This window comes from Kitasatospora sp. NPDC056531 (assembly GCF_042794375.1).
In the GTDB taxonomy this organism is placed as follows: Bacteria; Actinomycetota; Actinomycetes; order Streptomycetales; family Streptomycetaceae; genus Kitasatospora.
Genome location: NZ_JBHTTU010000254.1, coordinates 1 through 3290 on the forward strand (window position 1 = coordinate 1; position 3290 = coordinate 3290).

The window sequence follows — 3290 nt, forward strand, 5'->3', positions numbered from 1 at the left end:
TCACCGGATCGACGAACACTCCAAGGAGACCGAACATCCTGGCCACGAGGGCAAGGACTCAGCAGGGCTCAGGGGAACTCACGGGATGTCGCACACCACGGGCTGTGGTGGCACCTCACCCGCACCGGCCACCTCTTCGACGAACGCGTCGACGTCCCCGCGGCCCGCAGGACCCGGATCCGTTTCGCGCTGGGCTCGCTCGCCTACCCGGCCACGGTCGGCCTGGCCTTCATCTCGGCCCCGCTCACCCTGGCCGCCCACGGCCTGCTCGCCCTGTACTACGCCTTCAACCAGGTGCCGGTCCCTACCCGCGAGCACCCGGCCGCCTGACCGGCTGGCAGGGCGCCGCCTCGGGCCGCCAGCCGGTGAAGTAGGAGCGGGGGCGGTACGCCCATCAGGGTGCGGGAGTCGGACGTCATGTGGGACTGCTTGTGTGGCGGGTCGGCGGTTCGCTGGTTGATCTTGTGTTGGGGCGTAGGCGTCGATCTGCTGGTGTCGCTGGTGAGGAGTCCGGATCGTGTGATCTGCATGTTTGTGCGGTTGATTGAGAATCGCCGTGGCTTCGTTCACGTGAAGTAGCAGCGTTTGATCAGCGGTTTGGGCGGCAGTTGGCGATCTTGAGTGCTGGAGATGCTCACGAGAAATGACGTCACCGTGGTGCGGTGCCACCGGAGGAGTGGGTTGGGGCGAGGGCGGAGAATCGCTTCTCGGTGTCGCGGAGCATCTGCTGGCGTTGGTCCGGGGTCTTGTCGGCGACGCGGTCGAAGTTGATCCACCGCAGGCTCTTGATGCCGATCTTGCCGAAGGTGCCCTTGAAGAGGATCTTGGTCAGCGGGTCGCGGTACCACCAGCGGTAGGCCCTGTCCGGGGTGGTCATGACGGACAGGACAGTGACTCCCTGCAGTCGCGGCATCAGGTTGCGGAACGGGTTGCCCTTGGCTTCGGGCAGTTCGGCGAACACCACGCCCTTGGTGAGCACTCGGTCGAGGAAGCCCTTGGTGGCCGCCGGCATCGCCTCCCACCACACCGGGAAGGCGAACACCAGGTGGTCGGCGGCCAGCAGACGGTGCTGGTAGTCGCGCACCTGCGGGTCGACCACTGCGCTCTGCCGCCAGGCGACGAGGTCCTGCCTGGTCATCACCGGCGAGAACTCATCGGCGGCCAGGTCGATCAGGTCCACTTCGTGCCCGGCTGCGGTGGCGCCGCGGACGGCGGCGGCGGTGATGGCGGCGGTGAAGCTGCGGTTGTGCGGAATGTTGTCGGCCGAGGCCAGGGTGTACGGGTGGTCGAGGACTATCAGCACGCGCATGCGGTTGCTCCTGGGAGGGTTCCGGAACAGTTTCGCAAGCAACGGTTGCAGTGGAAACGGTTGCCTGTCAAACGGATGAGCTATCCTGGACCGCATGGACACCCCGCCGCCGATGCCTGACGACCTGGCCACGTTCTGGTATCTGACTCGCCGGGTCGCGGGCCTGATGGACCGCAACGGCGAGGCACTCTTCCAGCGGGAGTTGGGCATCTCCCTGGCCCAGTTCCTCGTGCTCTCCGTCATCGACGCCCACCCCGGACCGCTCAGCCAGCAGCAGGTCGCCGACCGGCTCGGCCTGACCAAGGGCACCGTCAGCCGCCAGATCGACAACGCGGTCTCCGCCGGACTGGTGACGGTCCAGCCGTCCCCGCGCAGCCGCCGCGAGAACGCCGTCTTCCTCACACCGGCCGGCACCGATCTGGTGCGACGCGGCGACACGGCATTCCACCAGGACCGCGCAGCGATCCAGTCGCTCGTCGACCCCGACGACATGCGCGCCGCGATCCGTGTTCTCGCGGCCACGGACAAGGCCCTCGGCACCCACCGCGATGCGCACCACTGAGCTCACGCCGAACATCCCCCGGAACGGCGCTTGATGGTCCTCCGCCCGCAGGGCGGAGGACCATCAAGCTGAAACCTGCAGCGGTCATCCGGCCTTGGCGGGTGGGCTTTACCGAGGAAGGTCCTACCACGCCCCCGCATACCCGCGGGTGCCCAGGCGATGGTGAGCGCTGGTAGGAGGTACAGAAGGCATAGCCCTGGCCCTGGTCGAGGACCAGGGCTTGCGTGGTCTGGACCCGGCGTGCGTCAGGCAGGGCGGCCCGCCCACACGGCGGGGGTCCGCTGCGCCCAGGGTGCGGCTCGCTCCAGCTGTCCGGCGAGGCGGAAGAGGAGATCCTCACGTCCGTATCCTGCGGCGAACTGGATGCCGATGGGTAGTCCGGTGGCGGGGTCGGTTTCCAGGGGGACGGACATGGCGGGGGTGCCCGCGATGTTGAACGCGGCGGTGAAGGGCGAGCGGTGGAAGAGCTGCTTCAGCCAGCCGAGACCGTCGGCGCCTTTCGCGCCCTCGGCGTATGTGCCCAGCGGGACCGGCAGTTCGGGCAGGGTCGGGGTGAGCAGCAGGTCGTGGTCGGTGAAGTACCGGCCGGTCGCGCGGCTGACGCTGGTGCGCATCGCGAGCGCGCGGACGAACTCGGCGCCGCTGACCTGCTGTCCGAAGGCGTAGCTGGCGAGGATCTCGGGTTCGACGGTGGTGGAGTCGACGGGCCGCCCGAAGGCCGCAGCGAAGTCGTCGATCCATGTCACCAGGTTGGTGCTCCACAGGCGGGCGTTGGCCAGGACGAACTCGTCCCAGCCGATGCCGAGGTCGAGGTGGACCTCCTCCACCCGGTGACCCAGGGACTCGGCGAGCCGTGCGGAGCGGAGGGTGGCGTCGTCGACGGTGCCGTCGACGGCCCGCCCGCCCCACGGCCGGGTGAGGAGGCCGATCCGCAGGGAACCGGGGGCGCGGGTGACCTCCTGCGCGTAGGGTCGCTCGGGCAACGGGGCGACGTACGGGTCACCGGCCTCGGGGCCGTGGACGAGGTCCAGCAGCGCGGCGCTGTCGCGGACCGAGCGGCTGAGGGCGCCGTGGACGGCGAGCCCCGTTGAAGACCTCGTCCGCGTCGGGGCCCATCGGTATCCGGCAGCGGGTCGGCTTCAGCCCGAACAGACCGTTGGCGGCGGCGGGGACACGGATGGAGCCCGCCGCGTCGGTGGCGTGCGCGATCGGGACGATGCCTGCGGCGACGGCGGATCCCGAGCCGCCGCTGGAGCGGCCGGGGCTGCGGGTCGGGTCCCACGGGTTGCGGGTGGCGCCGTACAGGAGGCCTTCGGTGGTGGTGCTGCCCAGGTTCAACCAGTCGTTGCAACAACAGCACCCTGTTGGATCAACAGTAGCTGCTCGTTGAAGACTTCGGCGGGTGTCCTCCACCCCAGT

Annotated in this window: 2 protein-coding genes and 2 pseudogenes; 2 read left to right on the forward strand and 2 right to left on the reverse strand. The window is 69.1% G+C overall.

What is annotated here, in order from left to right; all coding sequences use genetic code 11:
• Nucleotides 1-330 (forward strand): annotated as a pseudogene (locus ACFQ87_RS45200) (hypothetical protein); the annotation flags it as partial.
• 319 nt (nucleotides 331-649) lie between these two features.
• On the opposite strand, the gene ACFQ87_RS45205 reads toward ACFQ87_RS45200, so the two are convergent.
• Nucleotides 650-1309: an NAD(P)H-dependent oxidoreductase gene (locus ACFQ87_RS45205; protein WP_380616876.1), complete on the reverse strand. Its 660-nt coding sequence runs from the start codon at nucleotides 1307-1309 to the stop codon at nucleotides 650-652.
• 94 nt (nucleotides 1310-1403) lie between these two features.
• Between ACFQ87_RS45205 and ACFQ87_RS45210 the strand changes: the two genes are divergently transcribed.
• Entirely contained in the window at nucleotides 1404-1871 is a 468-nt protein-coding gene (locus ACFQ87_RS45210) for a MarR family winged helix-turn-helix transcriptional regulator (RefSeq protein WP_380616877.1), read from the forward strand.
• A gap of 245 nt (nucleotides 1872-2116) precedes the next feature.
• Here ACFQ87_RS45210 and ACFQ87_RS45215 read toward each other — a convergent pair.
• Nucleotides 2117-3197: pseudogene (locus ACFQ87_RS45215) on the reverse strand (amidase); the annotation flags it as partial.
• Nucleotides 3198-3290 lie beyond the last annotated feature (93 nt).